Genomic DNA, 24,805 nt, shown 5'->3' with positions numbered 1-24,805 from the left:
GAAAATCACTATGGATTTTTCTATTCAAGTGTCCAACTTCATCTTACAACCGGCCGACTAGAAATAAAGTAACAACTGTGCTATAATTTTTACAGTTAGCGGTATATAACCTTGATAACTGATTTATATAAAAATTAAGTACAGAAGGAGGCTTGCTCGTGGAGAGAAAGTTTTACATAAATTCAACAAGTGGGTATACCGCTATGCTTGGGCAATATAAAGCCATGCATGAGCAACTTGGGTGTTCCCGTTTCTTACCCAACCACGATATTAATAGAGGTATCGTTTATGATATAAAACCAGAGTATGGCAAGGGAACAATACAAATGTATAGTTTGCTTGACAATGTCATGTTACTCATATATGATTTTGTTTTTTCAGAGGATATAATAACAATATTTGATTTAGCGGCGGATTATTTTGAAATAGAGTATTGTATTGATGGCTGTATGTACATTGAAGAAGAAAAGGCAGGTGATACTTGCTTTGGTTCCAATAACTTATCCGTTTCTTTGTCACAAGACATGAAAGGAACAATAAAACGTTGTGCTGGGCAGAAATATCAAGGCGTTTCGTTTACAGCTAATAAACACGCATTGTCTTCTTATTTTGGAAGTGCAGGAATGGGAGTATGGCATGATACGATAGAAAAATTAGGGGATCAACTTCGTTCTGAATATTACCTTGGTTTAAACACTCCACCAGAGATAGCCAATATTTTTTTGCAAATATTTAACTGCCGACTTCCCGTAAAATCACGCACCTTGTTTTATGAAAGTAAGATCATGGAAGTATTTTCGTTAATCGTTTCAGATGAAGTGGTTAAGCGCGAAAGATGCGAGATAATTCCACTAAGCCCATACGAATTGCGAAAGATTAAAGAAATCCCGCAAATGCTGTTGGAGCTGCCATTTGAACGGCCAAATCTACTTACGTTAGCGGAGAAGCTGGTCATCAATCCTAAAAAACTAACAAAGGGTTTCAAACTGGTTTATGGAGATACCATTTTCAGCTATCATAGAAAGTTTTCTTTACAACGGGCATCCGCTATGTTGCTGGATACAGAAAAATCAATTAACGAAATTTCCTATGAGGTAGGTTATTCAAGTCCCAGTAATTTCTGTGCAGCATTTAAAAGGCAATACAGCATTACGCCATTAAAATATCGTGAATCCTCTTTGTTGCGCAATGCAGAATCAGTTTATTCATAAAATAATACGTCGTATTTGAACCACAGGTTTATGCCTGTGGTTTTTGTTATGTTTCAATAAAATCACAGTAAGTCTTTCACTCAACATAAATAGGCGCTGCAAACAGTATGAATCGGGATAGCTTATGTAGTAAAATAACAGATGTATTTAGAAGTTAGTTTCAGTTTTCTGTAGACATTAATTTATCGAAAATTGTTGCCCACAGGGAAATGTAATCAATGGAAGGGATCATTATGGGAAATCTTCCCGAAAAACCATTAGAGCAATATAGAAAACCTGAAGGCGAGATGGGAAAACTCCTCGTTTGATATGGCTTTTGCTGTGGAAACAACATATTTTTGGCCAAATTTTGAAAAGAACTTTTTGGAAGGAGACTTTGTTGAAAAAAGCCGGATTTTCAAATGTTGATACGAAAATTCGTGAGGATAAAAAAGGAATATGCTGTATGGCCATAAAATGATTCCAGTTGAGATGTAGCGTGTTATTGTGCTATTTCTCTCACCCGCTTTCCGTGGGTTCCTCAAAACATCTTTTGCCTCGCAATTATAACTGATATTGCGAGGTATATTTCAACAGCGAAGTTAGCTACAACTAACCAATTAAAATAACAAGGAGGAATTTATATGTTAAAAAAAGTAACATCTATTTTATTGGCAATTTCATTATGTTTCATCGCATTAACTGCTTGCTCTCAAGGAACAGGCGAAACAAGTGAAGCATCGGATAATAAGTCAGAATTGCAGTCCGACTCATCTCAAACAAGCCATTATCCCTTGACCTTATCAATTTATGATGACAAAGGCAATGAAATACAGCAGACTATTGAAAAAGAACCGGAACGAATTGTTGTAATGGGACAAGGCTTCGCAGAACTGATGCTTGCCTTTGGAGAAGAGAAAAAAATAGTGGGGTTAGCATATCTAGACAATTCTGGCTCAGAGTATGAAGAACAAATACGACAGCTTCCAATTATTACGGATACGTGGCCTTCGAAGGAATCAATTTTAGAGTTACAGCCGGATTTGATTATTTCAATGTCTGCAGCATTTCAGGAAGACCGACTAGGGGATATTTCGTTTTGGAATGAGAGAGGAGTTCCAGTGCTTACTGGCATTAACTATACAACTGGACGTACTATTAATAGTTTTTTTGAAGACATCACAAATTTAGGGACAGTACTTGATATTGAAGATAAAACAAATACATTTGTGGAAGATCAGAAAGCACAAATTAGTGAAATCCAGAAAAAAGTGGCACAGGCAACGGATAAGCCTAGAGTTCTATTGCTAGGCATTAGTGGAGACACAATTTATTATTATGGACCGTCTCTTTGTTTAATTGATGAGATGATAGAAGGTGTGGGTGCCGAGTATATAAAAGTAACAGATGATACTTATGTAGAGATGTCTGATGAATCAATACTTTCGGTTAATCCTGATAAAATCATTATTACTGGGTTCCAAGAATCCGAAAGTGAGTCATTAAAAAATAAATATCTTCTAAATCCAAGTTTGCAAAATGCTACTGCCATCAAAACAGGAAATGTAATGGTTGTCGAATATACAAATGCCGTCCGTGGTAGTTTTGGGCTTGCTGATATGTATGAGCATGTTGCCGAATTCATTTACCCTGAATTGTTTGAGGAGGAATAAGCATGACTCCACCGCAAAAAAGAGAACAAAAAAGTGGATCACAAAATTTTGAAAAAATGATAAAAAAGAGTTCAGTATTTTCAGGCATATTCATATTCCTCTTTGCTGCGGTTGCTGTTTCTGTTGTGATGTCGGTATCCATTGGACAAGTATCTATTCCATTTCATCAGTCCTTTGCGATACTGGTGCGCCAATTGACTGGACTGCAAATAGGTAACAACAGCGATATTTTAAGCGGAATGTTTGTAGATGTCATCTGGCAAATCCGTTTTCCAAGAGTTTTGCTGGCAATGACTACAGGTGCGGGGTTGGCACTTTGCGGAACAGTTATGCAAGCGTCTGTGCAAAATCCCTTGGCAGACCCATACATATTAGGAATTTCTTCTGGAGCATCTTTGGGAGCAACCTTTTCTATTATGCTTGGTTTTGGGGCGATAGGAATTATGGGCAAATTTGGGATTGCTTCGTGGGCATTTATGGGTGCGATGGGAGCCACAGCTCTTGTTTTAGGGCTGTCCAGCTTTGGCGGAAAGACATCCTCTGTTAAGCTGGTTTTAGCGGGAACGGTTATTAATGCTCTGTGTAGTGCTGCTTCTAACTTCATTATTTATTTTGCAAAGAGTGCAGAGGGTATCCGTTCTGTAAGTTTCTGGACGATGGGAAGCTTGGTATCAGCGCAATGGGATAAACTTCCGCTCATTACAGTAGTGGTAGCTGCAGTGTTGCTATTTTTTTTATCTCAGTCAAGAGTGATGAACGCGATGCTGATGGGAGAAGAGACCGCGGTTACCTTGGGCGTTAATTTGAATTTTTACAGACGGCTGTATATGGTTATTTCAGCTGTGGTCACAGGTGTTCTTGTTTCCACTTGCGGGATTATCGGATTTGTAGGGCTCATTGTTCCACATATTGTACGAAGTGTCGTAGGATCAGATCATAAACGGCTGGTTCCCGCCTCTATTCTATTTGGATCTTTGTTCATGATATGGACAGATGTTTTCGCACGGATGGTGGTACCAAATGGAGAACTACCAATTGGAATTGTTACATCTCTTCTAGGTGCACCTGTATTTATGTATATGTTGGTTAAAAAAAGCTACGGGTTTGGAGGGAAGTAAAATGGATTTAAAAACAGAACACATATCTGTCACGCTGTCGGGGGCAGATATTGTTAAAGATATTAGCATTCATGTCGAAGCCAATAAATTTGTTGGAATTATTGGTCCCAATGGATGTGGAAAATCAACCTTGTTAAAGAGCATTTATAAGGTTGTTAAGCCACAAAAAGGGACTGTGTTTTTAGGGGACAAGAATGTTTTAAAATCGTCAGCCCATGTTATATCAAAAGATATAGGTGTAGTCGGCCAGTTCAATGACCTAAGCTTTGATTTTACAGTGCAAGAAATGGTGCTGATGGGAAGAACGCCACATAAACACTTAATGGAATCGGATAACGTTGAGGATTATAAAATAGTGGCTGATGCTTTGGAAAGAGTGGATTTGACAGCTTATGCAGACAGAAGTTATTTAACACTTTCGGGTGGCGAAAAACAACGTGTGATACTGGCAAGAGCAATTGCTCAGAAACCTAAATTTCTAATCCTCGATGAACCAACAAACCATTTGGATATTAAATACCAGATCCAAATCCTGTCCGTTGTCAAATCACTAAAAATGGGCGTTCTTGCAGCCTTACATGATCTTCCAATGGCTTCTAGTTACTGTGATTATCTCTATGTGCTCAAAGATGGTCAGATTATCGCTTCCGGAAGTCCAAAGAAAATTTTAACGAAAGAACTCATAAAGCGGGTTTATGAAATAGATTGTGAGGTCTACACCAATCCAATTACAGGCGAGATGGCAATCGCATATCTTCCGTTCAATCAAAATAAGTACCATGAGGAGGTCAAAGAATGGAACTTGATATGACAAAAGGTAATCCTTCGCGGATTATTTTGAAGTTTTTTATTCCGTTGTTTATCGGAGATTTGTTTCAGCAACTCTATAGCATCATTGATGCAATTATAATAGGAAAATTTGTTGGTACAGCTGCGTTTGCAGCAGTTGGATCTTCAAGTGCTGTAACTGTTTTTATAACTTCTATCTTGCTAGGTCTTGCTATGGGCGCTTCGGCAATTTTTTCCCAGCTCTACGGTGGCAAGAAATCCGATGAACTGAAAAAAACAATTTCTACCGCGCTTATATTTTTATTTTGTGTAAGCGTGTTAATTACGGTTGTAACATTAGTCTTTTTGCCACAGATTATCTCACTTTATCAAATGCCAAAAGAAACTGCTGTTTATGCTTCTGATTATTTAAAGTATGTTTTTGGAGGCTTTGTTTTTGTCGGTATGTATAATGCCTTTGCTTTTTTATTACGGGCATTTGGAGACTCTAAAACGCCGTTATATTTTTTAGTTGCTTCGTGTATATCAAATCTCCTTTTAGACCTGCTCTTTGTAGTTGCATTTCACATGGGAACTGCTGGTGCAGCGATTGCCACGCTTTTCACGCAGGGCGTTGCCGCCGTAGGCTGTGGTATTTATACTGTAAAGCGAATGGGATTTTTGCAATTTAAAAGAAAAGAATTTGTATTCAGCACCTCAGCGTTTCAAAATATTGCCGTTTATTCCGTGTTGACAGCACTGCAACAGTCTATTTCAAGCTTTGGGATGATGCTTATTCAGGGGTTGGTGAATACATTTGGCACAACTGTTATGGCTGCATTTGCAGCATGCTCTAAAATAGATTCGGTTGCAAATTCACCTTTGCAAGATTTGGGCAACGCTTTTTCCACCTATACTGCTCAGAATAAAGGTGCTGGAGAAACTAAAAGAATTCGAGAAGGGTTCCGCGTAACTTCTAGGATAATTATAGTGCTATCAGCAGTAATCAGCATTGTTGCATTTGTTTTTGCACCGAATCTAATAACACTTTTTGTAAATAAAGATGCGACTGAGGTAATCGCTGTTGGGGTTAGCTATCTTAGAATTGTTTCCGTATTTTATGTACTGCTTGGTTTTATCGTTATGTTTTATGGATTTTTCAGAGGACTCGGAGAGATTAAAATATCAATCTTAATGACCATAGTGTCACAAGGCTTAAGATTATTGTTAGCTTATTCATTCGCACCAATAAAGGGGTTTTCGGGGGTTTGTTGGGCTATTGTTATTGGATGGCTCTTGTCTGACCTCTTGGGCTTCATCATGTACAAAAAGGTTATGCTCAAAAAAGACAGCGAATCCAAGTGATTCACATTTGAATAAAATCCAAGGATATACTCACCAAATAAAAAAACGTGAGTTTGGGCGGGGCATTTCCTATGCAAAAATTATTGAACCCTCCAAACCCGTAAAGTTTGGAGGGGTGCTTTATGTGTTGTTCAATAATGACTGCGCTGCTGCGGATTCCTTGCAGCGACATTGAATCGCTTACATAATAAGAAGTAGCCTTATAGGTACTTTCTTAAAAAAAGCCTGTACTTCTCATTGGAGAGCTAAGGCTATCAACACGAACTGTCGGAACATGTAGAGTGCGAACTGAAACATGAGAGTGTACAAAAGGACAAATATGTCTGTAGGTACGCTCTTTTTTTGTTATACGGAATTACTGCAAGATGTCGATCACCACCGCTTGTCCTTCGTTTTCATCTCAATTTTGAAAATCAGGAGGACAAGCATATGTCAGAAAATAAGAAATATACAATCGTTGTTAAAAGTAACCGCGTGGAAGTCAGCGAGACTGTCTACCGTACAGATCATAAAGAGCGTGAAGCGGAGCGTTATCAAAACAAGCTTATTCATCAATTTGAGCTTTAATTGGATCGATTCCAAGACGAGGGCGTTAATGTGGAGTTTTTAATTACTCGTTTTCAGCGGAGTATAGAGGACATGCGGATTGAGCAGGAACAGTTTCTGAAACTACATATAGCACTTGATGCTTTAACGGTTGAAGAACGGCTGTTGATCTATGAATTATTTTTCAATGGTAAAAGTGAGCGAATATTAGCTTCAAAAACCGGAATATCTAACATGACTATTCACGATCGAAAATGCAGAATTCTAAAAAAGCTAAAAAACTGATTGAAATTTAAAATAATTCGGTGCAGCTCCCTTACTTTTTTCTTTATAGAAGTGAGGGATCTTTTTGTTCTCTGTCGCTCTTTGAAAATTGAATATCCAGCAGTTTAGATACGTTAGCTATTTAAGCGTGATGAGCGAAAGCGGCATTGGAGAACACGCCATGACCACCTGCAGACAGATTAGCTGTCTGTAAAAACGATAGCATCAAAGGTGCAGGGCGATAAATGTTCGTCCATAAAACGATCCGTGGTGGATCGTACCGCCAAGATCTGAACAGCCTGCAATGATACTTCCGCATAGCCACAGACATCGCGATGGGCGCGGCAGCCGGAGAACCCGGCTGGGGTGAGATTCCCATGACAGCCCAAACCTTGGCTGGTCTAAATTGACTGCCCTATAAATCCAATTGGCTTTTGCTCTGGGAAGTAGTGTCGAATAAGAGCAGCGGAAAACGAAGAAGAAGTATGGCAATTTGATGTCAAATACTATGAGGACAGCAGACTGCCGGTTGCTCAGGTGTGCATGTCATGCTCATTGAACCTAAGGAAACCTTAAACACGGGGAATGTCAAAAACGACAGAACTGTCGAGAGCCCTGAGAAGATATAAAAAGAAATCATATGATCTTTGTTGAAATAACGCACCCTACTTCAAGAAACGATAATTTCTTATCAGGTTCAAGCGCCAGATCTTTGACCGCTCAAGGCACGGATCGCAGGGACCTGCAAAGGAGAATATTATATCCGTTAAAAATCAAGAGGCTAAGTTTGCAGGTCGATGTTCATGACCTGCAAACTTAGCCTCTTTTTTATTGTTAATCAACCTGTAAGTAGACACAGGTAAGCATTCATCGCTTTCCGGAGAATAGGAATTATGCGTGTGCGGTCATGGAACAGGTGATCTCTTTTCCGTTGTCCCTGAGATAATCCGCGCCCCATGCGTACATGGTTTCCAAAATTGGCCGCAGACTCTTCCCAAATTCGGTTAGTCTATACTCGACCTTAGGCGGTACAACTGGGTATACCGTACGCGTGATGAGATTGGCTTCTTCTAATTCCCGAAGCTGCTGAGTCAGCATTTTTGGGGTTGCCTGTGAAATAATCTTATGAAGCTCACCAAAGCGCAGTGTGGTGTCAATTAAGTGCCACAGGATCAGTGCTTTATATTTTCCACCGATTAAATCAATCGTAGCTCCCACAGGACAGTTATATTCGGCGTGGCTGCCGTTCATAATAGTTCCTCCCTTAGTATCCTTTTTGATGCTATATTACATTTAAGTGCATACTTGTCAAAATGTTAATTGATATTATAATAATAGCAATAGGATAAATAGATGTCAAGAGCCGGCCGTATGATACAGGGAGACTGAGGCGAGGAAGAAGCATTAGTATCATTTAGGGTACTATATTACAATATAGTGCATACTTGCTCAAATTAAATTTAAGACTATAATAAAAGTATAATTAAAAGAAGTTCTTACCAGCTTCACTGGCAGACGTGGGAAATTAGAGAGGTGATTCAATATGAATAATCAGGTTCTTAGTATTCGGGGAATGACCTGTGCCGCTTGTGCACAGAGAATTGAAAAGACAGTCAAAAAGCTGCCGGGGATTGGGCAGGCCAGTGTGAACCTGGCCAGCGAAAAGCTGTTCGTGGAATATGACGAAAGCAAACTGCCTCTTTCCACAATCAAAGAAGCGGTCGCAAAAATCGGCTATGAGGTTGTTGAAAAGAGCGCCGACAGCAAGGTGACCATTCCCATTGGAGGGATGACTTGCGCCGCCTGTGCCCAGCGGGTGGAAAAAGCGATCGGCAAGCTGGAGGGCGTCGAAAGTGCATCCGTCAATATTGCCACCGAAAAGGCAACTGTCTCCTATAATCCACATGTTGTGCGGCTCTCTGCCATCAAGGAGGCAATCCAGAAGGCGGGATATCAGGCCCTGGAGGTGAACAGCGCAGACGCAGCAGATGAAGACAGGGCGCGCAAGCAGAAAGAAATTAAAACGCTTTGGACCAAATTTACGATTTCTGCAATATTCTCCATACCCTTGCTGTATATCGCCATGGCCCCCATGATTACGGCGGTAAAATTACCGTTCCCATCCGGGCTTGCGCCTATGAACTATCCATTTATATATGCGTTGGCGGAGCTGCTGTTGGTGATTCCCGTGATTGGTGTGGGCTATAAATTCTATACGGTGGGCTTCAAAGCCCTTTGGAACCGAAGCCCCAACATGGATTCCTTAATCGCAATCGGCACAACCGCCGCCGTGCTGTACAGCATCTACAATACCTGGCAGATATGGACGGGACATTTTATGGCGGTGGATGCGCTGTACTATGAGTCGGCAGGCGTGATTATCACGCTGATTTTGCTGGGCAAGTCTCTTGAATCCGTTTCCAAGGGCCGGACCAGTGAAGCGATTAAAAAGCTGATGGGCCTTGCACCGAAGACGGCTCTCGTTATTGAAAACGGTGTGGAAAAGGAAATCCCCATTGAAGAGGTTGAGATCGGAGACATTATCATTGTTAAGCCCGGTGCGAAAATCCCGGTGGACGGCTCGGTGACCGAGGGACACACCTCCATCGACGAGTCCATGCTGACGGGTGAGAGTATGCCCGTGGATAAAAAGGCCGGTGACGTGGTGTATGCCGCCTCCCTCAACACGACAGGAACGATTCAGTTCAAGGCCGAAAAAGTCGGAAGTGACACGGCTTTGGCGCAGATTATCAAGCTCGTTGAGGATGCCCAGGGCAGCAAAGCCCCCATTGCGGCCATGGCGGATAAGGTTTCCGGTATCTTTGTCCCCATCGTATGCATCATTGCATTGGTGGCTGGCGTAGCATGGTACTTCGGAAGCGGCGGCGATATTAAATTTGCGCTGACTATCTTTATTTCCGTGCTGGTGATTGCCTGCCCCTGTGCGTTGGGCTTGGCGACCCCCACGGCGATTATGGTTGGTACTGGCAAGGGCGCGGAAAACGGAATTTTGATCAAGGGCGGCGAAGCCCTTGAAACGGCCCATAAAATCAATACCATTGTGTTTGATAAGACAGGAACCATTACCGAGGGCAAGCCAACCGTCACCGATGTGCTTACCACAGAGGGGGTGGATGCAGACCATCTGTTAGAAATGACCGCTTCTGCGGAAAAAGCTTCCGAGCATCCCTTGGGGCAGGCGATTGTCGCAGGTGCGCAGGATAAGGGGCTGGAGCTTGTCAAGGTGGAGGGCTTTAACTCCATTACCGGGCGAGGCATTGAAGCAAGAATCGCCGGACAGAATATTCTGGCTGGAAACCGCAAACTGATGAACGAACGTGAAATCTCGCTCACGGCGCTGGAAAAGGACTCCGATCGCTTGGCGAGCGAGGGAAAAACACCCATGTACGTTGCCGTTGATGGTAGACTGGCGGGAATTGTTGCGGTGGCCGACGTGGTAAAGCCTTCCAGCAAAGCGGCGATAGAAAGCCTGCATAAAATGGGGATTGAAGTGGCTATGATTACCGGCGATAACCGCAAAACCGCCGATGCCATTGCAAAGCAGGTGGGAATTGACCGTGTGCTGGCCGAGGTGCTTCCTCAGGATAAATCCAATGAAGTTAAGAAGCTGCAAAGCGAAGGTCGGAAGGTAGCTATGGTCGGCGACGGGATCAACGACGCACCCGCGCTGGCACAGGCGGACATTGGAATCGCCATCGGCTCCGGCACGGACGTTGCCATGGAAAGCGCGGATATTGTTCTCATGCGCAGCCAACTGACCGACGTTCCCACCGCGATTGACCTGAGCAAGAAAACGATTCGTAATATTAAGCAAAACCTGTTTTGGGCGTTTGGTTATAACGTGATTGGAATTCCCATTGCGGCGGGCGTGCTCCACCTGTTCGGCGGGCCTTTGCTGAATCCGATGTTTGCGGCGGCGGCGATGAGCCTCAGCTCCGTGTCTGTTTTGACAAATGCCTTGCGCTTGAAAAGATTTAAGGCACCCAGTCCCGTAAGAGAAGCAACTGTGGGGAGGGAAGGTGCACCATTATGAAAAGACAACAAAGAATGATTGTGTCACCCAAGACCTGGCTGACAGCGGCGGTGGGACTGTCCATTGCCATGGACCTCACCGCTTGCGCGGGACCAAGTGCGCTGGATGTGGTGGGCAGGTAATCCATCCCCTCGTTTGAAGAAGTCATCAATACCGTTCCCGACAGGGGGGAGGCTGACGCGGAAAATGTAGGCTGGGCGCTGACCGCACCGGACGATTCGGCGCGCTTCATTTGGAGCGAGGATACCAGCAAAGCTCCGCTTTACGATGTTATGCTGGAGCTGAGTGCACAGCCCTTCCTTGATGCGGGACTTGCCCCCGAAAAGGTTGAAGGCTGGGCATACGCACAGGTTGTGGTTGAGCTGAACGGAAAAATGCAGGAGGCCTGGAAATTTCTGAAGCCCTTTGACTTGAAATAGTCTTATTTGTTAAATGGAGGTATTTGAAAAATGACAAAGACGGTTTTGAATGTGGACGGAATGTCTTGCGAGCATTGTGTGAAGGCAGTCACAAACGCGGTGAGTGCACTTCCCGGCGTATCGAATGTGGCGGTTGACCTGAAAGCAAAAACCGTGACCGTGGAGCACGCGCCGGAGCTTTCCCTTGAAAAAATCAAAAATGAAATTGAAGAACAGGGCTACGACGTTATATCGTAACGCTCACGAGGGGGAATCGCGGTGTGCGATTCCCCCTTTTGAGCATTTAGTACGAAATGGGATTTCATGTTGAAGAAACAAGCTGCATGCGAATAGATCGGCCGGATCGGCCGCGTTTGCTTCATATACGTGAAAAGCCACCCGGTTATAAGCAATCCTCCTGTGATTTTCCAGATAGTTTATATTCCTCCTCTTTCCTCTCGGCCGTAAAATCACGATACGTGCTATTCGTAATGTTAGAGAGATTATTTCCACAAGCCACAAGCATGAAACATAAAATCAAATAGCATATTCCAAAACAAGTTCTTTTCATAATGGTCTCCTTCGCGGGCAATAGCGCCTTACAGGGGATCGCTTAAAATAGTTGGATTAGCAACCATTGCATATCTGATTTCAATCTGATGTGCGGATTTTGAAATAATTCTTGACCGAATGTTCCAAAATGAGTATGGTGTAATCATCGAATAAAGCCAATCATGGCAATCATGCTAAAGAACACCCAATCTGAAGGGTGACGCTTTGGCAAAGCGCCTTCCATAGGACAACCTAGTTATTTGAGGGACTCCGGAACGCGGCGGAATCCTTCTAACTGCAAAGATATTTTGAATGTGGCGCTGGAATTTTTAGCGAAATAAGGAGTAGAGGTTACATCTATCTTAATAGGTGGTACGCCGAAGGAAGAATTATTATGAGTAGAAATAAAGAATTTGATGAAAATGTGGCTTTGCAGAAGGCCATAGAATTATTTTGGAAGCAAGGGTATGAAAAGACGTCGATGAGCGATCTGGTAGAGCATATGGGAATTCATCGCAAAAGCTTATACGATACCTTTGGGGATAAACGGGAATTGTATTTGAAAGCAATTCAGTGCTACGGGAAATCGAGCGCGGAGAGATTTCGGGCTGTAATTTCCGATGCTGCAACAGCAAAGCAAGCAATACAGGATGCCTTTGATGAAATGATTGAAGGAAATAAATGCGAACGTTCAGGTTGCTTCTTTGTGAATGCGGCAAACGAACTGGCTCCGCGTGATGGAGAAGCCGATAAAATCGTGAATCAAGCATTTCTTCAGATGGAGCAAGGGCTGTTCGATATCATTCGTAAAGGACAGGAGTCAGGCGAAATTCCCTGTCATCAGGATGCCCGGATCTGGGCGGAGTTTTTGCAAAATACCCTGATTGGAATTCGGGTCCTGGCGAGAACTTCCGCAAGCAAGGATAAGCTGTATCGCATCAAAGAGATGTTCTTGGAGCTGCTGTTCAATGGAATTGAAATTAGAAAATTTCAAACTGGCGATTTGGAAGAAATCATGAAGATATGGCTGGATACCAACATACGGGCGCATTGCTTTGTACCGGAGGATTACTGGAAAAGCAATTTTGAAATGGTCAAGGGCGCGCTTCCCTGCGCGGAAGTTTATGTCTGTGAAATAAGGGGGGAAATCAAGGCCTTCCTAGGAATAGACAGCGGATACATTGCGGGAATTTTCGTTTCCAATGAAGCGCAGTCGACGGGAATCGGAAAGCGGTTGCTTGACAAGGCAAAGGCGCTTTATCCCAAGCTGAGCTTATCCGTTTACCAAAAGAACGAAAGGGCAGTTCGCTTTTATCAGCGGGAGGGGTTTGCGATCGAGCAGGAGCAAATGGATGAAAACACCGGGGAGGCGGAGTATCGGATGGTATGGACGCAAGCATGACATTGTTTGATTTCACTGTGAGATAAGAGCCGGCAGGCGAAAAGACCTGCTGGGGCCGAAGCAGAGGGGGCGTTAGCCGTGGAAAAACTGGGCAGAGCATTTTACAGCCGGGATTCGCTTTCCGTTGCCAAGGCGCTTCTGGGCAAGGTGCTTGTCCGGGAAACCGGTGGAGAGAGAATCGCGGCGCGAATTGTGGAGACGGAAGCCTATATGGGGGTGACGGACCGGGCCGCCCACTCCTATGGCGGAAGGAGAACGCCCCGGGTGGAGGCTATGTACGGAGAGGCGGGCTTCGCCTATGTGTTTATGATTTACGGAATGCACTGCTGCTTCAACGTGGTGGTGGCTGAGAAGGAAATTCCGCAGGCGGTGTTGATCCGCGGATTAGAGCCGCTGGAGGGCTTGGAGCAGATGGCGCTGGCGCGATTTGGAAGACTTTACGACGAGCTGACGAACAGCCAGGGTCTTGGCCTGACCAACGGGCCTGGAAAACTTTGCCGCGCGCTGGGGCTGGACAGGCGGTTGAACGGCGTGGATTTATGCGGAAATATGTTGTATATAGAGGATGGGGAAAGAACCGACTTTTCCGTGGTGACGGCAAAGCGGGTGGGTGTGGACTATGCCGGAGAGGCAAAGGACTACCCGTGGAGATTCTATATAAAGGATAACAAATACGTGTCGGTTAGATGAGGAGAGGCCGGGAAAGAAATTCCGGCTTTGACGAGGAGTTTTTGCCGTTTGAGAGAGTGGCGGCACCTTGCAAGCGAGAAAGGAACATGAAAATGGAACATACAATACACAGGCTTACCGTCACAATGGCGTTTCAGGGGGTGGAGGAGACGATATATCCCACGGTACTGCAATACGGGAAGAGCACCGTTCTTGTGGACTGCGGATGGATTGGCGCGCTGCCAAATGTGGAGCGGGAATTGAAAGAAATCGGGCTGTCGGTGCAGGAATTGACAGCGCTCGTTCTCACGCATCAAGATCATGACCACATGGGCGCCGCCGCCGCGCTGCGGCGGGCGAATCCTGATATAAAGATTTACGCATCTCCTGCCGAGGAGCCGTTTATCTCTGGAAGGGAAAAGCCACTGCGGCTTCGCCAGGCGGAGGAGATGCAGGAGACATTGCCGCCGGAGATGCAGGAATTCGGACGCGCGTTTTGTGAATTGCTGCGTCGGGTAGAGCCGGTGGCGGTAGACCGGCTTTTGCAGGATGGGGACCGGATGGACTGGTGCGGAGGTTGTCGCGTCGTTGCCACCCCGGGCCACACACCTGGGCATACTTCTTTGCTTTTGGAAGATGAGTCCCTTGTGATTACCGGGGACGCCATGGCGTTGGAAAACGGTTTGCCCGTGACAGCGAACCCCCAATTTGCGCTGGACAGGGAAGCGGCGGAGGCATCGCTTGAAATGCTGCTGGCGCTGAAGGCGAGGGCGTATTATTGCTATCATGGTGGAGTGTATTTGCCGAGCTGAAGGCCGCTTCAGAAGGAATCTCGTAATTACATTATATAAATATAATAGGAGAAGACCAAAAGAGCGCCGCTATGCGGCGCTCTTTTGGATTGCGTTGGCATGCCGGAGCAAAACGAGTTCTGCCACATCAGCCCCAGAGGGCGGAGAGGGCGGGGATCACCTGCTTCTTCCGGGACATAACGTGGGGCAAGAAGACGCTGCCGTTTTCCGTCTTGGCATTGAACGCCTGCTGGATGGTCTGCTCGTCCCCTGAAAAAAAGAGGCGGCTGCCTTCCTGCAAGACATCGGTCAGCATCAAAATCGCTAGGTCATAGTGCTTTTCTATGCGCATTCGGTGCAGAGATTCCACAAGCTCCTCTTTTCGGGCGAGAAATTGCCCGGAGTCGGCGCAGGTAATCTGGGACACGCCAAGGTCGTGTCCGGCGATATGGAATTCCTTAAAGTCCGTCATCAAAAGCTCTTCCGCCGAATGGGTTTCGCCGCTGGAGACGGAAAAAATCATATGGCCCAGCTCATCCAGAGATATTTTGGCGAGACGAGCCATGCGATTTGCCATGTCGATGTCCCGCTGGGTGCAGGTGGGGGATTTGAACATAACCGTGTCGGACAGAATGGCCGCGGCCATCAGCCCTGCCATTTTTTCCGAAGGCATCAGCCCCCGGTCCTGATACATCCCAGCCACGATGGTGGTGGTGCTGCCCACCGGTTCGTTGCGCACATAGATGGGATTCCCGGTCTGGATGTCGGCCAGGCGGTGGTGGTCAATGATTTCCAAGATTTCGGCCTGTTCCAGTCCACGGACGGCCTGTGCCGCTTCGTTGTGGTCCACCAGAACCACCCGCTTGCGGGCGGGGCGCAGCAGGTGGAAGCGGGACAGGGTTCCCACCACCTTCTCTTCATCGTCCAAAATGGGATAGCAGCGGAAGCGGCTTTTCAAAACCGTTTCCCGTACGTCGTCGATATAGTCATCCAGATGAAAACAGACAAGGTCTTCTGTTTTACAAATCCGGTTTACCGGCAACGAGAGGCAGATCAGCCGCACCGTGCGGTAGGCTTCGTAGGGTGTGGAAATCAGGCACGTCTCCGTCTCCATGGTCCGCAACTCCTCACTTACCTCCGATTGGCATACGATCAGGCACTGGACCCCCAACTCCAGGGCATAGCGAATCATATCCGGCTGGTCGCCGCACACGACAATGCTGTCCTTTGCATCAAACATGAGGTTTTTGTGGGAGGAGGGCAGGGCAATGGTCACTTCGCCGGAGATGGTATCCACCCGCTCGCCGGCGTTGTTAAGCACTTTGCCTTCCAGAACGGATAGAAGATTGTACAGGGGAATGTTGTTGACGTGAGGATTGCGGACGGAGGAGATATCATAGGAGGCAATGTCTCCGGAGGAGAGCATTCCGTACAGCGTCCCGTCCTCATTGGTGACGGGGATGGCTTTGGTATTCGCGTCCTGGTGAATCGTGCGCCACGCTCGACTGACGGTGACGCCGGAGCTGAGCAGCGGCGGCGTGTCATAGGAGAGGTCGTCCACCTGAGTCCGCACGTTTCTCAGCAGCATGGGCGGCTCAAAACCAAAGCGGTCCAGCACGGCCTGTGTTTCATCGTTTACCCTGCCGAGGCATGCTGCCGTGTATTCCCGGTCTCCCAGAGAATTGCGCAGGGCGGCATAAGCCATGGCGGAGACGATGGAGTCTGTGTCGGGGTTGCGGTGCCCGGTGACATAGATGGTGTCCATGCAAATATTCCTTTCACTTTGCGGGCGGATTCGCCCGGTTGGATTAATGATGGTTTCATTGTACTATATCCCCTCTGGGGTTACAAGATAAACCGTATGCAAACCTTTACAAAGAATCTTCCCGAAAATTGCAGCAAAATATAAAATTCCACTTGACATCCGGACATATATCTTGTATCATAATTGAGCGCGTGAAAGGCGAACTATGCCTAAAACGCGCAAACTGCGATGAACCGGGAGATTGCGGGGCTTGCCTCGGTAACTTTCGGGGAGTATGTCCGATGATCGGGCGGCTGAGAAGGAATCTGCACGTTGCGTAGATCGCTGCGCCATGTTTGGGTACCGGCCGTATTGCGCCGGTATTTTTCATGAGCGAGAATGATACGCACGGATAAGCGTACAGAAAAACTTCCCGCCGTACACAGTTTTCGGAACAACAAAAAAACTATGTACGAAATTCAGGAGGAAACAACTTATGGCACAGAAGCAAATGATTCGCATTCGTCTGAAGGCCTATGACCATCAGGTCATCGACCAGAGCGCAGAGAAGATCGTCGAGACCGCAAAGCGCACCGGCGCCGAAGTCTCCGGCCCCATTCCTCTGCCCACTCGGAAAGAGGTCGTCACCATCCTGCGCGCCGTCCACAAGTACAAGGACAGTCGCGAGCAGTTTGAGCGCCGCACCCACAAGCGCCTCATCGACATCACCCGCTCCACCCCCAAGACTGTGGAAGCGCTGATGGCCCTGGAGTTGCCTGCGGGCGTTGAGATTGAGATCAAGCTGTAAGACCCTTTCCCACATTTAATTCGTTGCTCACCCATTGTCTGCCAACTTGCGGGGCGGACGGGTCATGTCGGCAGAGCAATGCGGCGCGGCCGTATCTAAGCCGACCAATAACCTTTAAGGAGGAACATACATGAAAGCAATCATCGGCAAAAAGGTCGGTATGAGCCAGATCTTTGATGAAAACGGTCACGTAATTCCCGTCACCGTGATCGAGGCCGGTCCCTGCGTGGTCACCATGAAGAAGACCACGGAGAGAGACGGCTATGAAACTGTCCAGTTGGGCTACGAGGACGTGGCTGAGCGCAAGCTCACCAAGCCTGAGATGGGCCATTTAACCAAGGCGGGCGTGAGCCCCAAGAAGCACCTGCGGGAGTTCAGCCTGGATAACGGTGTCGAGCTGAACGTGGGCGACATTGTAAAGGCCGACGTGTTCCAGACAGGCGACTTCGTGGACGTGACCGGCACCAGCAAGGGCCACGGTTTTGCCGGCGTCATCAAGCGCCACGGCGCTCACCGCACGCCCACCAGCCACGGCGGCGGCCCTGTGCACCGTCATGCGGGCTCCATGGGCTCTTCTTCTGATCCTTCCAAGATTTTTAAGGGAAAGATCGGCGCGGGCCACATGGGTGTGGAGCAGGTCACCGTGCAGAACCTGACGGTTGTGAAGGTGGATCCGGAGCTGAACATGCTGGTGGTCTGCGGCGCGATTCCCGGTCCCAAGGGCAGCCTTGTCACCGTGAAGACCACCGTGAAGACGCACCGGGCCAAGAACGCGGAGGTCGGCATTAGCCACAACCCGCAGAAGGCTTCCGGCCGCAACCCGCAGAAGGCTTCCGCGAGAAGCAAGTGAGAAAGGGGTGCTTAGAATATGCCTAATGTTGAAGTTTTGAATATGTCCGGCGCAAAAGTCGGCGAGGTCACTCTGAGCGACGCCGTCTTTGGCATCGAGCCGAATGGGGCCGTCGTCCACGAGGCCGTAAAGAATCACCTGGCCAACTGCCGGCAGGGCACCCAGAGCGCCCTGACCCGCGCCGAGGTTTCCGGCGGCGGCAGAAAGCCCTGGCGTCAGAAGGGAACCGGTCATGCCCGTCAGGGTTCCACCCGTTCTCCCCAGTGGACCCACGGCGGCATCGTGTTTGCCCCGAAGCCCCGGGATTACAGCTATGTCCTGAACAAGAAGATCAAGCGCCTGGCGCTGAAGTCCGTTTTGTCCGCCAAGGCCGCGGACGGCGAGATCATCGTGGTGGACTCCATTAAGATGGACGCCATCAAGACCGCCGATTTCCGCAAGTTCCTGGATGCCGTTAAGGCCGACGGCAAGGCCATGGTCATCGTTCCTGAGAAGGACGACGTCGTGGTCAAGAGCGCCCGGAATCTTCCCGGCGTGTCTACCACCACCGCCACCATTCTGAGCGTCTATGACATTCTCAATGCCAAGAAGCTGGTCATTGACCAGACTGCGCTCGCCAAAATCGAGGAGGTGTTCGCATAATGGCCACCAGTTACGATATTGTGATTCGCCCGATTATCACCGAGCGCGCCATGGGCGCCGTCGCCGACAAGAAATATGTCTTCGAGGTTGCCAAGGAAGCCGGTAAGATCGAGATTAAGAAGGCCGTTGAGGAGATCTTCGGCGTGAAGGTTAAAAGCGTGAACACGCTGACCGTTCCGGGCAAGGAGAAGCGCCGCGGCGCAGGCCGCCCCGGCAAGACCAAGACCTGGAAAAAGGCCTATGTCCAGCTCACCGACGAATCCAAGACCATCGAGTTCTTCGAGGGGATGGTCTAAGACCGGAACCGATATAACTGTAAGGAGTGTTAAGCGATGTCTATTAAATCTTATAAGCCGACGACGCCTTCCAGAAGACAGATGACGGTTTCCGGTTTCGACGGCCTTGACAAGAAAGCCAAGCCCGAGCCCAGCCTCACCGAGTCTCTGAAGAAGTCCTCCGGCCGCAACAGCTATGGCCGTATCACCGTCCGCCACCGCGGCGGCGGCAACAAGCGCAAATACCGCATCATCGACTTCAAGCGCGACAAGCAGGGAAGCGCCACTGTCCTGCGTCTGGAGTACGATCCCAACCGCAGCGCCAACATCGCCCTCATCCAGTATGAGGACGGCGAGAAGCGCTACATCCTGGCTCCTGTTGGCATGAAGTCCGGGCACAAAATCATGACCGGACTCGACGCCGACATTCTGCCGGGCAACGCGCTGCCCATCGAGAAGATTCCCGTGGGTACCGTTATCCACAACATTGAGCTTCATCCCGGAAACGGCGCCCAGCTGGTGCGCTCTGCCGGTACCTCCGCCCAGCTGATGGCCAAGGAGGGCAAGGACGCTCAGATTCGCATGCCCTCCGGCGAGGTGCGTATTGTGCGGATCAACTGCATGGCCACCATCGGTCAGGTGGGTAACATTGACCACGAGAACATCAACATCGGCAAGGCTGGACGCAAGCGCCACATGGGCTGGCGTCCAACGGTCCGCGGCAGCGTCATGAACCCCAACGATCACCCCCACGGCGGCGGCGAAGGCCGCGCACCTGTCGGCCGTCCTGGCCCTGTGACGCCTTGGGGCAAGCCCGCCATGGGTTACAAGACCCGTAAGGGCAAGAACCCCACCAGCAAGTTTATCGTTAAGCGCCGGAACGAGAAGTAAGGAGGCAAGTAGATTATGAGCAGATCTGTCAAAAAAGGCCCGTATGTTGCCCCTGAGCTTCTCAAGCGGGTTGAGGCAATGAACGAGAAGAACGAAAAGCAGGTGCTGAAGACCTGGAGCCGCAGCTCCACCATCTTCCCCGCTTTCGTGGGTCATACCATCGCCGTGCACGACGGGCGCAAGCATGTGCCTGTCTATGTTCAGGAGGACATGGTGGGTCACAAGCTGGGCGAGTTCGCCCCCACCCGGTCCTTCCGCGGCCACGCAAAGAAAAACTGATAAAGGAGGATGCGAAATATGGAAAACAATGAAGCAAAGGCATTCCTGCGCTATGTCCGCATCGCTCCCCGCAAAATACAGATCGTTTGCGATCTGATTCGCGGCAAGGATGTGGGCACCGCCATGGCAATTCTGATGCAGACCCCCAAGGCTGCGTCCGAGCCTCTGATGAAGCTTCTCAAGAGCGCCGCCGCCAACGCGGAGAACAACTTCGCCATGGACCCCAGCAAGCTGTACGTCAGCCAGGTCTACGCCACTCCCGGCCCCATCCTCAAGCGGATGATGCCTCGGGCACAGGGCCGCGCGTACCGCATCAACAAGAGAAGTTCTCACGTCACGCTGGCCGTGACGGAAAAGGCATAAGGGAGGAGACAGTTTTTTATGGGACAGAAAGTTAATCCCCACGGCATGCGCGTGGGCGTCATCAAAGACTGGGATTCCCGTTGGTATGCCAGTGATGAGAAGGTCGGCGACCTGATCGTTGAGGATCATAAAATCCGCAAGTACCTGAAGAAGACTCTGTATGGTGCTGGCGTTCCCAAGATTGAGATTGAGCGCAGCAACGACACCATCACCATCTTCCTGCACTGCGCCCGTCCGGGCGTGGTCATCGGCAAGGGCGGCGAGCAGATCGAGCAGTATCGTCTGACCGTTGAGAAGATGACCGGCAAGAAGGTGAAGCTGAACATTGTCGAGGTTCGCAACCCCGACATGGACGCCCAGCTTGTGGCCGAGAACATTGCCCAGCAGCTTGAAAAGCGCATCTCTCACCGCCGCGCTATGAAGAACTCCATGGCCCGCGCTATGCGCGCCGGTGCCAAGGGCATCAAGTGCTGCTGCTCCGGTCGTCTGGGCGGCCGCGAGATTGCGGGCGTTGAGCACTATCACGAGGGCACCATCCCCCTGCAAACCATCCGCGCGGACATTGATTATGGCTTCGCGGAGGCTGCCACCACCTTCGGCCGTATCGGCGTGAAGGTTTGGGTATACAAGGGAGAGGTCCTTTCTCAGACCCTGCGCACCACCCCCCGTACCATGGACACCACGAAGCCCTATCAGGAGCGTCGTGAGCGTCGGCCTCGCCGTGATGGTGACTTCCGCGGCGGCGATCGTCGGTCCGGTGGTTTCAATCGTGGTCCCGGTGGCCAGGGCGGCGGCTTCAATCGTGGCCCCGGTGGTCAAGGTGGCGGCTTCAACCGTGGTCCCGCAGGCGGTCAGGGCGGCTTCAACCGCGGCCCCGCAGGCGGCCAGGGCGGCTTTAACCGTGGCCCCGCAGGCGGTCAGGGCGGCTTTAACCGCGGCCCCGCAGGCGGCCAGGGCGGTTTCAATCGTGCCCCCGCAGGCGGCCAGGGCGGTTTCAATCGTGCCCCCGCAGGCGGCCAGGGCGGCTTCAACCGTGGCCCCGCAGGCGGCCAGGGCGGCTTCAACCGTGGCCCCGCAGGCGGTCAGGGCGGTTTCAACCGCGCACCTCAGGGTGGCTTCAACCGCACCAACACCAACACCCCTCGTCCGGCGGCTGCCCCTGCGGCCCCCGCTGAACCCAAGAAGGAAGGAGGAGCTGAATAATGCTTCTGCCCAAAAGAGTTAAATACCGCCGTGTGCATCGTGGCCGTATGACCGGCAAGGCATACCGCGGAAACACGATCACCTACGGTCAGTTCGGCCTCCAGGCTATGGAGCCCGGCTGGATCACCAGCAACCAGATTGAGGCAGCCCGTATCGCCATGACCCGCTACACCAAGCGCGGTGGTCAAGTCTGGATTAAGATTTTCCCCGACAAGCCCGTTACCAAGAAGCCCGCCGATACCCGCATGGGTTCCGGTAAAGGTTCCCCCGAGTTTTGGGTTGCAGTTGTGAAGCCCGGCCGTATCATGTTTGAGATTGCCGGCGTTCCCGAAGAAACTGCCCGCGAGGCCCTGCGTCTGGCCAGCCACAAGCTGCCCATCAAGACGAAGCTGGTTATCCGCGAGGCTGCTTCGGAGGCTCAGGAAGCAGGTGAGTAAGATGAAGGCAAGTGAAGTTCGCAAGATGAATGCCGAGCAGCTCAACGAGAAGCTGACCGGCCTGAAGAAGGATCTGTTTTTCCTGCGTATGCAGCACGCCACCAATCAGCTTGACAATCCCCTGAAGATTCGGGAAACCAAGCACGACATTGCCAGAGTCAAAACCGTGTTGAGGGAGCTTCAGGCTTCCGGAAAGCAGTAAGGAGGTAAGTGAACATGAGTGAAATGGTGAGAACTTCCTCCCGGAAGACCAGAATCGGCAAGGTTGTGTCCGACAAGATGGACAAAACCGTGGTCGTGGCTATCGAGGACCGCGTGGCCCATCCCCTGTACAAGAAAATTGTCGGCCGCACCTACAAGCTGAAGGCCCACGACGAGGAAAATGCATGCGGCATCGGCGACAAGGTGAAGGTTATGGAGACCCGCCCCCTCAGCAAGGACAAGCGGTGGCGCGTGGTCGAGATTATTGAAAAAGCGAAGTAAGGAGGTGCCGAGTTATGATCCAACAGGAAAGCTATTTGAAGGTTGCCGATAATACCGGCGCCAAAGAGATCAAGTGCATCCGCGTTCTGGGCGGCTCCACCCGTAAGTTTGGCAACATCGGCGACGTTATTGTGGCGTCTGTCCGCAAGGCCCAGCCGGGTGGCACCGTGAAAAAGGGCGAGGTGGTGAAGGCCGTCATCGTTCGTAGCGCCAAAGGTGTTCGCCGCAACGACGGCACCTATGTCCGCTTCGACGACAACGCCGCCGTCCTCATTAAGGACGACCAGAACCCCAGAGGAACCCGTATCTTTGGGCCGGTTGCACGCGAGCTGCGCGACAAGGATTACATGAAGATCCTGTCCCTGGCTCCCGAAGTGATTTGAGGAGGACGCCTGATATGTCTATGAATGTCAAAAAGGGCGACACCGTGGTCGTTCTCTCCGGCAAGGACCGGGGCAAGCAGGGCAAGGTTATGGGCAGTGTGCCCAAGACCAGCCGGGTCGTTGTGGAGGGCATCAACGTGGTGACCTGCCACGTCAAGCCCCGCAAGCAGGGTGAAACCGGCGGTATTGTCAAGCGCGAGGCGGCGATTGCCTCCTGCAAAGTGCAGGTGGTTTGCCCCAAGTGCAACAAGGGCACCCGCGTTGCCCACAAGATTGAAAACGGCAAGAGCGTCCGCGTGTGCAAGCACTGCGGCGCCGCGCTGTGAGAAAGGGGAGTAGACGAACATGGCAAAACTGAAAGAAAAATACGGCGCCGAAGTCGCTCCCGCGCTCATGAAGCAGTTTGAATATAAGAGCGTCATGCAGATTCCCCGGATCGACAAGGTTGTCGTGAACGTGGGCTGCGGCGAGGCCCGGGAAAATGCAAAGGTTTTGGAGAACGTGGTAGGTGACCTGGCCCAGATTACCGGCCAGAAGCCCATCATCACCAAGGCCCGCAAGTCCATTGCGAACTTCAAGCTCCGCGAGGAAATGCCCATCGGCGCGAAGGTCACTCTCCGCGGCGCGAAGATGTGGGAATTCCTGGACCGGCTGTTCAACGTGGCCCTGCCCCGCGTCCGCGATTTTCAGGGGATCAACCCCAACTCCTTTGACGGCCGAGGCAACTACGCCTTGGGCATTCGGGAGCAGTTGATTTTCCCGGAGATCGAGTACGATAAGGTTGACAAAATCCGCGGCATGGATGTAGTTATCTGCACCACCGCAAAAACCGATGAGGAAGCCCGCGCCCTGCTGGAGCAGGTCGGCGCTCCCTTTGCCAAGTAAGGAAGGAAGAGAATAATGGCTAAGAAGTCTATGATTTTGAAGCAGCAGGCTCCCGCGAAGTTCTCTTCCCGGAAGTACAACCGCTGCAAACTCTGCGGACGCCCCCATGCCTATCTCCGGGACTACGGCGTTTGCCGTATCTGCTTCCGTGAGCTGGCCTACAAGGGCGAGATTCCCGGCGTTCGGAAGGCGTCTTTCTAAGACCCGCCGATTTAACGTTTGTCGCTTAGGCCGAAAGCCCTGGTGGAAGGATGGCGAAAGGTCACTGTGAATCGGGCACCACGCGCGAGCGGACTGCTCCATTCATAGTGATACCTCGCTGCCTGAACGGTTCTTCGGAATCGTAACTCTAAAAATAGGAGGATTTATCCATGCATATCACAGATCCGGTTGCGGATATGCTCACCCGCATCCGCAACGCCAACAGCGCAAAGCATGACACCGTTGATGTCCCCGCCTCCAACATGAAGAAGAGCATTGCTCAAATTCTGCTGGATGAGGGCTATATCAAAAACTTCCAGATGGTGGAAGACGGCCTGCAGGGCGTGCTCCACATCACCTTGAAGTACAACGCCGGCAAGGAGAAGGTCATTACTGGTCTTCGCCGTGTCAGCAAGCCCGGCCTGCGCGTCTATGTGGGCGCCGATGAGCTGCCCCGCGTGCTTCGCGGCCTGGGCATCGCGATCATTTCCACGTCTAAGGGCGTCATGACCGACAAGAAGGCCCGCGAGGGACATGTCGGCGGCGAAGTCCTGGCGTTCGTCTGGTAAGG

32 protein-coding genes and 1 pseudogene are annotated in these 24,805 nt (G+C 49.8%); 31 read left to right on the top strand and 2 right to left on the bottom strand.

The features are described 5' to 3' along the window. Positions 1–158 precede the first annotated feature (158 nt). The 8 genes and pseudogenes from RT018_RS09710 to RT018_RS09675 all read left to right on the top strand — a co-directional run. Entirely contained in the window at positions 159–1,211 is a 1,053-nt protein-coding gene (locus tag RT018_RS09710) for an AraC family transcriptional regulator (RefSeq protein ID WP_312941440.1), read from the top strand. A gap of 623 nt (positions 1,212–1,834) precedes the next feature. Then, on the top strand, positions 1,835–2,863 hold the full coding sequence (locus RT018_RS09705; protein ID WP_312941438.1) for an ABC transporter substrate-binding protein: 1,029 nt from the start codon (positions 1,835–1,837) through the stop codon (positions 2,861–2,863). A gap of 56 nt (positions 2,864–2,919) precedes the next feature. Continuing rightward, complete coding sequence (locus tag RT018_RS09700) at positions 2,920–3,981, top strand: iron ABC transporter permease (protein ID WP_312941443.1); 1,062 nt, start codon at positions 2,920–2,922, stop codon at positions 3,979–3,981. Position 3,982: 1 nt separating this feature from the next. Further along, positions 3,983–4,792, top strand: a complete 810-nt coding sequence (locus RT018_RS09695) for an ABC transporter ATP-binding protein (RefSeq protein ID WP_312941437.1) — start codon at positions 3,983–3,985, stop codon at positions 4,790–4,792. Continuing rightward, positions 4,777–6,114 (top strand): MATE family efflux transporter, encoded by a 1,338-nt coding sequence (locus RT018_RS09690; RefSeq protein WP_312941435.1) that lies wholly within the window; start codon positions 4,777–4,779, stop codon positions 6,112–6,114. The genes RT018_RS09695 and RT018_RS09690 overlap by 16 nt, the downstream gene beginning before the upstream one ends. A gap of 429 nt (positions 6,115–6,543) precedes the next feature. Next, positions 6,544–6,681, top strand: a complete 138-nt coding sequence (locus tag RT018_RS09685) for a hypothetical protein (protein WP_312941433.1) — start codon at positions 6,544–6,546, stop codon at positions 6,679–6,681. A gap of 30 nt (positions 6,682–6,711) precedes the next feature. Further along, positions 6,712–6,945: a sigma factor-like helix-turn-helix DNA-binding protein gene (locus RT018_RS09680; protein WP_312941432.1), complete on the top strand. Its 234-nt coding sequence runs from the start codon at positions 6,712–6,714 to the stop codon at positions 6,943–6,945. 518 nt (positions 6,946–7,463) lie between these two features. Then, positions 7,464–7,553, top strand: a pseudogene (locus RT018_RS09675) (cupin domain-containing protein); the annotation flags it as partial. Between the two features lie 262 nt (positions 7,554–7,815). Here the strand turns inward: RT018_RS09675 and RT018_RS09670 are convergent. Next, positions 7,816–8,175 carry a helix-turn-helix domain-containing protein gene (locus RT018_RS09670; RefSeq protein ID WP_312941430.1) on the bottom strand — a complete coding sequence of 120 codons (360 nt, stop codon included), beginning with the start codon at positions 8,173–8,175 and terminating at the stop codon, positions 7,816–7,818. 292 nt (positions 8,176–8,467) lie between these two features. Between RT018_RS09670 and RT018_RS09665 the strand changes: the two genes are divergently transcribed. The 7 genes from RT018_RS09665 (at position 8,468) to RT018_RS09635 (ending at position 14,811) form a co-directional block, all read left to right on the top strand. Beyond that, positions 8,468–10,978, top strand: coding sequence for a heavy metal translocating P-type ATPase (locus RT018_RS09665; RefSeq protein ID WP_312941428.1), 2,511 nt, complete (start codon positions 8,468–8,470; stop codon positions 10,976–10,978). Beyond that, positions 10,975–11,100 carry a hypothetical protein gene (locus RT018_RS09660; RefSeq protein WP_312941426.1) on the top strand — a complete coding sequence of 42 codons (126 nt, stop codon included), beginning with the start codon at positions 10,975–10,977 and terminating at the stop codon, positions 11,098–11,100. The genes RT018_RS09665 and RT018_RS09660 overlap by 4 nt, the downstream gene beginning before the upstream one ends. A gap of 150 nt (positions 11,101–11,250) precedes the next feature. Then, positions 11,251–11,397 carry a hypothetical protein gene (locus RT018_RS09655; RefSeq protein ID WP_312941424.1) on the top strand — a complete coding sequence of 49 codons (147 nt, stop codon included), beginning with the start codon at positions 11,251–11,253 and terminating at the stop codon, positions 11,395–11,397. A gap of 30 nt (positions 11,398–11,427) precedes the next feature. Further along, positions 11,428–11,634 carry a copper ion binding protein gene (locus tag RT018_RS09650; RefSeq protein WP_312941422.1) on the top strand — a complete coding sequence of 69 codons (207 nt, stop codon included), beginning with the start codon at positions 11,428–11,430 and terminating at the stop codon, positions 11,632–11,634. A gap of 688 nt (positions 11,635–12,322) precedes the next feature. Then, complete coding sequence (locus RT018_RS09645; RefSeq protein ID WP_312941421.1) at positions 12,323–13,330, top strand: GNAT family N-acetyltransferase; 1,008 nt, start codon at positions 12,323–12,325, stop codon at positions 13,328–13,330. Positions 13,331–13,408: 78 nt separating this feature from the next. Continuing rightward, positions 13,409–14,020 (top strand): DNA-3-methyladenine glycosylase, encoded by a 612-nt coding sequence (locus tag RT018_RS09640; RefSeq protein WP_312941419.1) that lies wholly within the window; start codon positions 13,409–13,411, stop codon positions 14,018–14,020. Positions 14,021–14,112: 92 nt separating this feature from the next. Next, positions 14,113–14,811, top strand: a complete 699-nt coding sequence (locus RT018_RS09635; protein ID WP_312941417.1) for an MBL fold metallo-hydrolase — start codon at positions 14,113–14,115, stop codon at positions 14,809–14,811. A 127-nt stretch (positions 14,812–14,938) separates the two neighbouring features. On the opposite strand, the gene RT018_RS09630 is transcribed toward RT018_RS09635, so the two are convergent. Further along, positions 14,939–16,555 (bottom strand): putative manganese-dependent inorganic diphosphatase, encoded by a 1,617-nt coding sequence (locus RT018_RS09630; protein WP_312941414.1) that lies wholly within the window; start codon positions 16,553–16,555, stop codon positions 14,939–14,941. 475 nt (positions 16,556–17,030) lie between these two features. On the opposite strand from RT018_RS09630, the gene rpsJ reads away from it, so the two are divergent. The 16 genes from rpsJ to rpsH all read left to right on the top strand — a co-directional run bounded on the left by rpsJ (position 17,031) and on the right by rpsH (position 24,803). Further along, positions 17,031–17,342, top strand: a complete 312-nt coding sequence (gene rpsJ, locus RT018_RS09625) for a 30S ribosomal protein S10 (RefSeq protein WP_014116856.1) — start codon at positions 17,031–17,033, stop codon at positions 17,340–17,342. Between the two features lie 130 nt (positions 17,343–17,472). Further along, positions 17,473–18,192, top strand: coding sequence for a 50S ribosomal protein L3 (gene rplC / locus RT018_RS09620; protein WP_312941412.1), 720 nt, complete (start codon positions 17,473–17,475; stop codon positions 18,190–18,192). 18 nt (positions 18,193–18,210) lie between these two features. Beyond that, positions 18,211–18,834, top strand: a complete 624-nt coding sequence (gene rplD, locus RT018_RS09615; protein WP_312941410.1) for a 50S ribosomal protein L4 — start codon at positions 18,211–18,213, stop codon at positions 18,832–18,834. Next, positions 18,834–19,130, top strand: a complete 297-nt coding sequence (gene rplW / locus RT018_RS09610) for a 50S ribosomal protein L23 (protein ID WP_294856698.1) — start codon at positions 18,834–18,836, stop codon at positions 19,128–19,130. The genes rplD and rplW overlap by 1 nt, the downstream gene beginning before the upstream one ends. 36 nt (positions 19,131–19,166) lie before the next feature. Beyond that, complete coding sequence (gene rplB, locus RT018_RS09605) at positions 19,167–20,000, top strand: 50S ribosomal protein L2 (protein WP_312941407.1); 834 nt, start codon at positions 19,167–19,169, stop codon at positions 19,998–20,000. Between the two features lie 15 nt (positions 20,001–20,015). Continuing rightward, positions 20,016–20,279, top strand: coding sequence for a 30S ribosomal protein S19 (rpsS, locus tag RT018_RS09600; protein ID WP_312941405.1), 264 nt, complete (start codon positions 20,016–20,018; stop codon positions 20,277–20,279). An 18-nt stretch (positions 20,280–20,297) separates the two neighbouring features. Beyond that, entirely contained in the window at positions 20,298–20,642 is a 345-nt protein-coding gene (rplV, locus tag RT018_RS09595; RefSeq protein WP_312941402.1) for a 50S ribosomal protein L22, read from the top strand. Between the two features lie 18 nt (positions 20,643–20,660). Then, on the top strand, positions 20,661–21,845 hold the full coding sequence (gene rpsC / locus RT018_RS15830) for a 30S ribosomal protein S3 (RefSeq protein ID WP_397360086.1): 1,185 nt from the start codon (positions 20,661–20,663) through the stop codon (positions 21,843–21,845). Continuing rightward, complete coding sequence (rplP, locus tag RT018_RS09585) at positions 21,845–22,282, top strand: 50S ribosomal protein L16 (RefSeq protein ID WP_293007379.1); 438 nt, start codon at positions 21,845–21,847, stop codon at positions 22,280–22,282. Before rpsC ends, rplP begins: the two co-directional genes overlap by 1 nt. Before the next feature lies 1 nt (position 22,283). After that, positions 22,284–22,484 (top strand): 50S ribosomal protein L29, encoded by a 201-nt coding sequence (rpmC, locus tag RT018_RS09580; protein ID WP_293007381.1) that lies wholly within the window; start codon positions 22,284–22,286, stop codon positions 22,482–22,484. A 23-nt stretch (positions 22,485–22,507) separates the two neighbouring features. Continuing rightward, entirely contained in the window at positions 22,508–22,765 is a 258-nt protein-coding gene (gene rpsQ / locus RT018_RS09575) for a 30S ribosomal protein S17 (protein WP_041615533.1), read from the top strand. Positions 22,766–22,779: 14 nt separating this feature from the next. Then, positions 22,780–23,148: a 50S ribosomal protein L14 gene (rplN, locus tag RT018_RS09570; RefSeq protein WP_040663505.1), complete on the top strand. Its 369-nt coding sequence runs from the start codon at positions 22,780–22,782 to the stop codon at positions 23,146–23,148. Between the two features lie 14 nt (positions 23,149–23,162). Further along, positions 23,163–23,474, top strand: coding sequence for a 50S ribosomal protein L24 (gene rplX, locus RT018_RS09565; RefSeq protein ID WP_312941397.1), 312 nt, complete (start codon positions 23,163–23,165; stop codon positions 23,472–23,474). A 19-nt stretch (positions 23,475–23,493) separates the two neighbouring features. Beyond that, a complete protein-coding gene (gene rplE / locus RT018_RS09560) occupies positions 23,494–24,033 on the top strand; it encodes a 50S ribosomal protein L5 (protein WP_312941395.1) in 540 nt (179 codons plus the stop codon). Positions 24,034–24,048: 15 nt separating this feature from the next. Continuing rightward, positions 24,049–24,234 carry a type Z 30S ribosomal protein S14 gene (locus RT018_RS09555; protein WP_091127912.1) on the top strand — a complete coding sequence of 62 codons (186 nt, stop codon included), beginning with the start codon at positions 24,049–24,051 and terminating at the stop codon, positions 24,232–24,234. Positions 24,235–24,404: 170 nt separating this feature from the next. Then, entirely contained in the window at positions 24,405–24,803 is a 399-nt protein-coding gene (rpsH, locus tag RT018_RS09550; RefSeq protein WP_312941392.1) for a 30S ribosomal protein S8, read from the top strand. The last annotated feature ends 2 nt before the right edge of the window (positions 24,804–24,805 follow it).

This window comes from Oscillibacter sp. (assembly GCF_032060045.1).
Taxonomy (GTDB): domain Bacteria; phylum Bacillota; class Clostridia; order Oscillospirales; family Oscillospiraceae; genus Oscillibacter.
This window is presented reverse-complemented; position numbering and strand designations above follow the sequence as displayed.

What these genes read in the sequence shown, in the direction of transcription:
- rpsJ (WP_014116856.1), top strand. Translation starts at nt 17,031, where the DNA reads ATGGCACAGAAGCAAATGATTCGCATTCGTCTGAAGGCCTATGACCAT.
- rplV (WP_312941402.1), top strand. Translation starts at nt 20,298, where the DNA reads ATGGAAAACAATGAAGCAAAGGCATTCCTGCGCTATGTCCGCATCGCT.
- RT018_RS09695 (WP_312941437.1), top strand. Translation starts at nt 3,983, where the DNA reads ATGGATTTAAAAACAGAACACATATCTGTCACGCTGTCGGGGGCAGAT.
- RT018_RS09660 (WP_312941426.1), top strand. Translation starts at nt 10,975, where the DNA reads ATGAAAAGACAACAAAGAATGATTGTGTCACCCAAGACCTGGCTGACA.
- rplC (WP_312941412.1), top strand. Translation starts at nt 17,473, where the DNA reads ATGAAAGCAATCATCGGCAAAAAGGTCGGTATGAGCCAGATCTTTGAT.
- RT018_RS09635 (WP_312941417.1), top strand. Translation starts at nt 14,113, where the DNA reads ATGGAACATACAATACACAGGCTTACCGTCACAATGGCGTTTCAGGGG.
- rplP (WP_293007379.1), top strand. Translation starts at nt 21,845, where the DNA reads ATGCTTCTGCCCAAAAGAGTTAAATACCGCCGTGTGCATCGTGGCCGT.
- RT018_RS09630 (WP_312941414.1), bottom strand. Translation starts at nt 16,555, where the DNA reads ATGGACACCATCTATGTCACCGGGCACCGCAACCCCGACACAGACTCC.
- RT018_RS09705 (WP_312941438.1), top strand. Translation starts at nt 1,835, where the DNA reads ATGTTAAAAAAAGTAACATCTATTTTATTGGCAATTTCATTATGTTTC.
- rplN (WP_040663505.1), top strand. Translation starts at nt 22,780, where the DNA reads ATGATCCAACAGGAAAGCTATTTGAAGGTTGCCGATAATACCGGCGCC.
- RT018_RS09555 (WP_091127912.1), top strand. Translation starts at nt 24,049, where the DNA reads ATGGCTAAGAAGTCTATGATTTTGAAGCAGCAGGCTCCCGCGAAGTTC.
- RT018_RS09690 (WP_312941435.1), top strand. Translation starts at nt 4,777, where the DNA reads ATGGAACTTGATATGACAAAAGGTAATCCTTCGCGGATTATTTTGAAG.
- RT018_RS09650 (WP_312941422.1), top strand. Translation starts at nt 11,428, where the DNA reads ATGACAAAGACGGTTTTGAATGTGGACGGAATGTCTTGCGAGCATTGT.
- rplW (WP_294856698.1), top strand. Translation starts at nt 18,834, where the DNA reads ATGGCCACCAGTTACGATATTGTGATTCGCCCGATTATCACCGAGCGC.
- rpsS (WP_312941405.1), top strand. Translation starts at nt 20,016, where the DNA reads ATGAGCAGATCTGTCAAAAAAGGCCCGTATGTTGCCCCTGAGCTTCTC.
- rpsC (WP_397360086.1), top strand. Translation starts at nt 20,661, where the DNA reads ATGGGACAGAAAGTTAATCCCCACGGCATGCGCGTGGGCGTCATCAAA.
- rpsH (WP_312941392.1), top strand. Translation starts at nt 24,405, where the DNA reads ATGCATATCACAGATCCGGTTGCGGATATGCTCACCCGCATCCGCAAC.
- RT018_RS09645 (WP_312941421.1), top strand. Translation starts at nt 12,323, where the DNA reads ATGAGTAGAAATAAAGAATTTGATGAAAATGTGGCTTTGCAGAAGGCC.
- RT018_RS09655 (WP_312941424.1), top strand. Translation starts at nt 11,251, where the DNA reads ATGCTGGAGCTGAGTGCACAGCCCTTCCTTGATGCGGGACTTGCCCCC.
- RT018_RS09670 (WP_312941430.1), bottom strand. Translation starts at nt 8,175, where the DNA reads ATGAACGGCAGCCACGCCGAATATAACTGTCCTGTGGGAGCTACGATT.
- rpsQ (WP_041615533.1), top strand. Translation starts at nt 22,508, where the DNA reads ATGGTGAGAACTTCCTCCCGGAAGACCAGAATCGGCAAGGTTGTGTCC.
- rplB (WP_312941407.1), top strand. Translation starts at nt 19,167, where the DNA reads ATGTCTATTAAATCTTATAAGCCGACGACGCCTTCCAGAAGACAGATG.
- RT018_RS09700 (WP_312941443.1), top strand. Translation starts at nt 2,920, where the DNA reads ATGATAAAAAAGAGTTCAGTATTTTCAGGCATATTCATATTCCTCTTT.
- rplE (WP_312941395.1), top strand. Translation starts at nt 23,494, where the DNA reads ATGGCAAAACTGAAAGAAAAATACGGCGCCGAAGTCGCTCCCGCGCTC.
- rplD (WP_312941410.1), top strand. Translation starts at nt 18,211, where the DNA reads ATGCCTAATGTTGAAGTTTTGAATATGTCCGGCGCAAAAGTCGGCGAG.
- rplX (WP_312941397.1), top strand. Translation starts at nt 23,163, where the DNA reads ATGTCTATGAATGTCAAAAAGGGCGACACCGTGGTCGTTCTCTCCGGC.
- rpmC (WP_293007381.1), top strand. Translation starts at nt 22,284, where the DNA reads ATGAAGGCAAGTGAAGTTCGCAAGATGAATGCCGAGCAGCTCAACGAG.
- RT018_RS09685 (WP_312941433.1), top strand. Translation starts at nt 6,544, where the DNA reads ATGTCAGAAAATAAGAAATATACAATCGTTGTTAAAAGTAACCGCGTG.
- RT018_RS09665 (WP_312941428.1), top strand. Translation starts at nt 8,468, where the DNA reads ATGAATAATCAGGTTCTTAGTATTCGGGGAATGACCTGTGCCGCTTGT.